The organism is Promineifilum sp. (SeqCode) (assembly GCF_041918635.1).
Taxonomy (GTDB): domain Bacteria; phylum Chloroflexota; class Anaerolineae; order Promineifilales; family Promineifilaceae; genus Promineifilum.
In genome coordinates this window covers 1-6,172 of the sequence record NZ_JAYRVJ010000357.1, presented here as the reverse complement: position 1 = coordinate 6,172, position 6,172 = coordinate 1, and the positions used below count along the sequence as shown (strand labels likewise).

Genomic DNA, 6,172 nt, shown 5'->3' with positions numbered 1-6,172 from the left:
TGTGGCCGGCGGCACGGCCTCGGGCAAGACGACCGTGGCGCGCGCCGTCCTGGAATCGGTGGGGGCCTCGCAGATCGCCTATCTCCCCCACGACGCCTACTATCGCGATCTGGGCGACCTGCCCGCCGGGGAGCGCACGCGGCCCAATTATGACCACCCCGATTCGCTGGAGACCAAGCTGCTCATTCGCCACATCAAGGAGTTGCTGGCGGGCCAGCCGGTGCACATGCCGGTCTACGACTTCACCACCGACCGCCGCACCCAGGAGACGATCCTGGTCGAACCCGCGCCGATCATCCTGGTGGACGGCATTCTCATCTTCACCAAACGCAAGCTGCGCGAGTTGATGGACATCAAGGTCTACGTCGATACCGACTCCGACGTGCGTTTCATCCGCCGCCTCCAGCGCGATATGAACGAGCGCGGCCGTTCGCTCGATTCCATCATCCAGCAGTACCTCGAGACGGTGCGCCCGATGCACCTGCGCTTCGTGGAACCGAGCAAGCACCACGCCGACATCATCATCCCCTTTGGCGGCCACAATAAGGTCGCCATGGAAATGGTCGTCAGCCGGTTCCACATGCTGTTGCGCGCCCAACAAGAGGAACTGGCGGCCAAGGAAGAAGTATCCTTATGATCAGTTGGCCCAAACAACGCGTCGTCGTCACCGGCGGCTCCGGCTTCCTGGGCAGTCACGTCGTGGCCGCGCTGCGCCGGCGCGGCGCGGGCGACGTCGTCGTGCCGCTGCGCGAGGAATATGACCTGCGCGACCAGGAGGCCATCCTCGACCTGCTCAACGAGGCGCAACCCACGCTGGTCATTCATCTGGCCGCCTCGGTCGGCGGTATTGGCGCCAACCGCGCTCACCCCGCCGAGTTCTTCTACGACAACCTGATGATGGGCGCCCAATTGTTACACGAAAGTTGGCGCGCCGGCGTGGACAAGTTCGTCGCCATCGGCACTGTCTGCGCCTACCCCAAGTACACGCCCATCCCCTTCCGCGAGGAGGATCTGTGGAACGGCTACCCGGAAGAGACCAACGCGCCCTATGGGCTGGCTAAGAAGATGCTGCTGGTGCAGAGCCAGGCCTACCGGCAACAGTACGGCTACAACTCCATCTTCCTGCTGCCCGTCAACCTGTATGGGCCGGGCGACAGCTTCGACCTGGAGTCGTCGCACGTCATTCCCGCCCTCATCCGCAAGTGCCTGGAGGCGCAACAGCGCGGCGAGCAGCGCATTGTGGCCTGGGGCGACGGCTCGCCGACGCGGGAGTTCCTCTACGTGGAGGACGCGGCCGAGGGCATCCTCCTCGCCAGCGAGCGCTACAACGACAGCGAGCCGGTCAACCTCGGTTCCGGCTTCGAGATCAGCATCCGCGACCTGCTGGCGACCATCGCCCGCCACACCGGCTTCACCGGCGAGATCGTTTACGACACGTCGAAGCCCAACGGCCAGCCGCGCCGCGCCCTGAACACCGACCGCGCCTACGAGCGCTTCGGCTTCCGCGCCACAACCGGCTTCGACGAGGGGTTGCGCCGGACGGTGGCATGGTATCGCCAGACCCTTGAGGCCATGCACGCCGCCGGTGAGCTGGCGATGGCCCCTCAGCGCTGAAGGTGACGAGCGACGAACGATCAACGACCGACGAGCGCGGGCGAACCACCCAGTCTGACCCGCCGGAGCATCACCTCCGTCACCTGGTCGCTCGGCGCGAACGCCGTTAAGGTTCTCGTCTTGCTGGCGCGCTCCATTCTGTTGGCCCGCCTGCTGCCGGTGGAGACGTTTGGCGTCTACGCGCTGGCTACCTCGCTCGTCACGCTCAGCGGCATCCTGCCCGCGTGGGGCATGGGCAGCGCCTACCTCCACCGCGCGCCGGAGACGGCCGACGCCGAACGCGCCGCGGCCGTCCACTTCACCCTGCGCTTGGCGCTGACCGCCCTGTGGGCCGCGGCGCTCATCCTGGCCGCGCTGGCGCTGGCCCAGGGGCCGCTGCGCGCGGCGCTGATCGCGCTGACGCTGGTCTTCGCCGGGCTTTACCTGTGTGACACGCCGAAGGCGGTGCTGGCGCGGCGCGTGGAGCACCGGCGGCTGGCCGTCCTCGAACTCATCAACGCGGTGGGCACAACGCTCGTGGGTGTGGCGCTGGCCTGGCGGGGGTACGGATTGACGGCGCTCTTGGCAACAGACGCGGTCACGGTGCTGTTCACAGCGCTGGTACTCTACGGCTGGCGGCCGGTGTGGCGACCGCGCCTGCTGTGGGCCGGCGAGACGGTGCGCTACTACCTGCGCTTCGGCGGCCGGACGATGACCCAATCCGCCCTGGGCGAGGCGCTGGATAACCTCGACGACATCTGGGTCGGGGCCTACCTCGGCCACAACCCACTGGGCCTCTACTCGCGCGCCTACACCTTCGCCACCTACCCGCGCCGCCTGCTGGCCATGCCGGTTAACGCGGTCGCCGGTGGGGCCTACGCCGAACTGAAGGGGGATCGTCCGGGGCTGTCGCGGGCCTTCTTCCAGACCAACGCGCTGCTGGTGCGCGGCGGCTTCTTGTTGGGCGGGTTGCTGGTGCTGGTCGCGCCGGAGTTCGTCGCGCTGGCGCTGGGGGAGCGGTGGCTGCCTATGGTTCCCGCCTTCCGGTTGATGGCCGTCTTCACCCTGCTCGATCCGATCCAGGGGACGGTGAGCAGCCTCTTCAACGCCGTCGGCCGGCCGGAGCAGGTCATTCGCGCGCGGCTTGTCCAATTGGCGGCGCTCCTCGCCGGGCTGTATGCGCTGGGTCGGGCCTGGGGCATTGTCGGCGTGGCCGTGGCGGTCGACGGGGCGCTGCTCGTCGGGCTGGGGCTGTTGCTGGCCCGCGCCCGCGCCCATGTCGACTTCTCGGCCGGCCGGCTGTTCCTCCGGCCGCTGGCGGCGTTGGCGCTGGCGACGGCATTGGGCGGTGGGGCGGCGCTGGCCGCCGCGCGGGCCGGCTACGTGTCGCCGTGGCTGAGCGGCGGGCTGAAAACGGTTATCTTTCCGGCCGTCTATGGCGCGGCGCTGCTGGCGCTGGAGCGGGAAGCGTTAGTTAGCATGATGCGGCGGGTGGTAGGCAGGGGTGCGGGGGAGCGGGGGAGCAGGGGAGCAGGGGAGAAGACGTTCACGGAGTCCGCATCCTCAGATGCGGGGGAAAGGATCGTGTGAGGATCAGCGCCGGCATCACCTCCTACAACCAGCGCGACTATCTGATCGAGGCCATCGAGAGCGTCCTGGCCCAATCGCTGCCGCCGGCGGAGATCCTCATCGTGGACGACGCCTCCGGCGACGACTCGCCGCAGGTCATCGCCGGCTACGCGGCGCGCTACCCGGATGTGGTGCGGCCCATCCTGCTGGCGCGCAACGGCGGGGTCAACGCGGCGCGCAATCACATCCTCGACGCGGCCAGCGGCGACTATCTGGCCTTCCTCGACGGCGACGACCGCTGGCGGCCGGGGAAACTGGAACGAGAGGCGCGCCGGCTGAGCGAGCCGGACGGCCCGCAGGCGGCCTTCAGCAACTTCCTCTTCACACGGGGCGACGGCGGGGCGTCTTTCCTGTGGGCGACCGGCCGGCGCCCGCCCGAAGGGGACATCCTGCCGCACGTGCTGACGTTGGACATGCCGCGCCAGACGCTGTTCCGCTCGGAACTGGCTCCCACGGCGCTGTGGCGGCAGGCGGGCCACTACGATCCAGCCTTCACCGTCTACGGCGACTGGGACATGCGCGTGCGGCTGGCGGCGGCCGTGCGGCGCTTCGCCTACGTGGACGAACCGCTCAGCGAGTATCGCCGCCACGGCGCGGGCCTGTCCAACAAGCCCGTTGAACTGCATCTGGCCGCGGTCGACCAGATCGAGCGCAAGTACGCCGGCCTCATCGCCCAACTGTCGGCGACGCACGGCTATCAGGACGACTACTTTCGGCGCGGTTTCGCCCGGTGGCGAGCCAAGCTGCTGCGCTGGGCGGCGCTCGATCTGACCGTACGCCGGCCGCCGGGCTTTCGCGTGGCGGCACTGCGCCGCTATCGTGAGAGCCTCGCCTATCATCGGACGCTCGACGGTCGCCTGCTGTGGCGCATGGTGAGGCCGTGAACAGAGCGCCGCTGCCCGAAGTCGCCGGCGCGATAGGATGGCCCTGGACGGCCGGCATGCCGCCGCCCGCCGAGCAATCGTGGCCCCGCATCACCGTCGTGACACCTTCGCTCAATCAGGGGCGCTACCTGGAGGCGGCGCTGCGCTCGGTGCTGCTCCAGGGCTACCCCAATCTCGAGTACTTTGTCCTCGACGGCGGCTCGACCGACGAGAGCCACGCCATCCTGCGCCGCTATGAGCCGTGGTTGACCAGCTGGACGAGCGCGTCCGATAGCGGCCCGGCTGAGGCGATCAACCGCGGGTTGGCCGCGGCGACGGGCGACATACTGGCCTGGCTCAACGCCGACGATCTGTATGCGCCCGGCGCGCTGTGGGCGGCGGCCGGCGCGTTGGCCCGTTGGCCGGAAGCGGCGCTGGTCTACGGCGAGGGGTGGTACATCGACGAGGCCGGGCAGCGCATCGAGCCGTGCCGCTTCGTGCGCCGCCGCTTCGACCGGCGCTATCTCGTCAACCGCGACCCCATCCTCCAGCCGGCGGCGTTCTGGCGGCGCTCGCTATGGGAAATAGTCGGGCCGCTGGACACGTCGCTGCGCTGGGTGTTCGATTGGGAATGGTTCATCCGCGCCCACGCGCACGCGCCTCTCCACTACCTGCCCCAAAACTTGGCTTTTTACCGCGTCCAGCCCGAGGCGCTGACGCGCACCGGCGGCCTGGGGCGACAGTTGGAGCACGGCCGTGTTACGCGACGCTACGGCGGTTGGTGGCACCCCAACCATGTGGTGCAGCAGACGCGCCGTCTGGACGCGGTCGGGGCGCGAGCGACGCACAGGTGGCCCAGGTGGCTGGCCGCGCCGGCGCGGTTGCCGCTGGCGCTGCCCCGGCTGGTCGTCGAGCGCCTGTTGCATGGCATGTACATGCGGTAAGAAAGCGTAATCCGCAGATTTCGCAGGAGTACGCAGATCACGATGTACTTGCGGCAGACGCCGCATTATGTAAAGCGTTAGTTTGATCATGAAGGTAGCGTTTCTTCCCGTCTATGCGAATCCGTATCAGCGATTGCTGGCGGAGGGACTGGCAAGCCAGGGCGTCGTGGTAGAGATGCTGGACGGTCTGCCCTCGGCGGCGTGGCTGCGTGCGCGGCGCGGCGATGTGGACATCCTCCACTACCATTGGCTCTACGGCCTCTACATGGCTCGCTACGACACGTCGCGACGGACGGTGGCATTCCTGTCCCGGCTGCGTCTGGCGCGCGCCCTGGGCTATCGCATCGTCTGGACGGCCCACAACATCCTGCCCCACGCAGTGGGCTACCAGGCGGCGCTCCGCCCGCTCCACGTGGCCCTGCGCCGGCGGATGATGCGCGCGGCCGACGCCGTCATCATCCACTGCGAGGCCGGGCGGCGTGAACTCCTGGCCCGCTTCCCGCGCCGCGGGCCGACGCACGTCATTTCCATCGGCAGCTACGCCGGGGTCTACCCGCTCACGCTGACGCGGGCGGCGGCGCGGGCGGCGTTGGGGCTAGACGCCGATCAATTCGTCTATCTCTTTCTGGGCAATGTCGCCGCCTACAAAGGGCTGGAGCGCTTTGTCGAGGTGTTCCAACGGCGAGCAGGCGCCGGTGACGTAGCCCTGATCGCCGGCCGCAACCGCGACGCCGCCCTTGTCCGTCGCTTAGAACGGGCCGCGGCGGGAGACAGCCGCATTCGCCTGTGGGCGCAGTTCATCCCGGATGACGAGATGCAGCGTTTCCTCCTGGCGGCCGACGTGATGGTCGCGCCGTTCGAGCGGGTGTTGACTTCCAGTTCGGTTATGGTCGGCCTCTCCTATGGACTGCCGGTCATTGCGCCCGATCTGGGTTGCCTGCCCGAATTGATCCCATTGGATGCGGGCATGCTCTACCCAGCGACCGATCCGGACGCACTGGGAAGCGCCTTGATTGACATAAAGAACAGCGACATACTGGCGATGAGTGCGGCGGCGCGCCGTGTGGTCGATGGCCTGCGCTGGGAAGACATCGGTGGACAGACGGCCGATGTATATCGCGCCTGTCTCGGCAAGGGTGTATA

Annotated in this window: 6 protein-coding genes; all 6 read left to right on the top strand. The window is 68.2% G+C overall.

Annotated features, from left to right (window positions below):
• The first annotated feature begins 1 nt into the window (after window position 1).
• A complete protein-coding gene (udk, locus tag ACE3UY_RS11340) occupies window positions 2–637 on the top strand; it encodes a uridine kinase (RefSeq protein WP_374687638.1) in 636 nt (211 codons plus the stop codon).
• Complete coding sequence (locus ACE3UY_RS11335; protein ID WP_374687637.1) at window positions 634–1,614, top strand: GDP-L-fucose synthase family protein; 981 nt, start codon at window positions 634–636, stop codon at window positions 1,612–1,614. Before udk ends, ACE3UY_RS11335 begins: the two co-directional genes overlap by 4 nt.
• 54 nt (window positions 1,615–1,668) lie before the next feature.
• On the top strand, window positions 1,669–3,183 hold the full coding sequence (locus ACE3UY_RS11330; RefSeq protein WP_374687639.1) for an oligosaccharide flippase family protein: 1,515 nt from the start codon (window positions 1,669–1,671) through the stop codon (window positions 3,181–3,183).
• Entirely contained in the window at window positions 3,180–4,106 is a 927-nt protein-coding gene (locus tag ACE3UY_RS11325; protein WP_374687636.1) for a glycosyltransferase family 2 protein, read from the top strand. The genes ACE3UY_RS11330 and ACE3UY_RS11325 overlap by 4 nt, the downstream gene beginning before the upstream one ends.
• Window positions 4,103–5,029: a glycosyltransferase family 2 protein gene (locus ACE3UY_RS11320; protein ID WP_374687635.1), complete on the top strand. Its 927-nt coding sequence runs from the start codon at window positions 4,103–4,105 to the stop codon at window positions 5,027–5,029. The genes ACE3UY_RS11325 and ACE3UY_RS11320 overlap by 4 nt, the downstream gene beginning before the upstream one ends.
• 88 nt (window positions 5,030–5,117) lie before the next feature.
• On the top strand, window positions 5,118–6,172 hold a 1,055-nt coding region (locus tag ACE3UY_RS11315), incomplete at its 3' end, for a glycosyltransferase family 4 protein (RefSeq protein WP_374687634.1).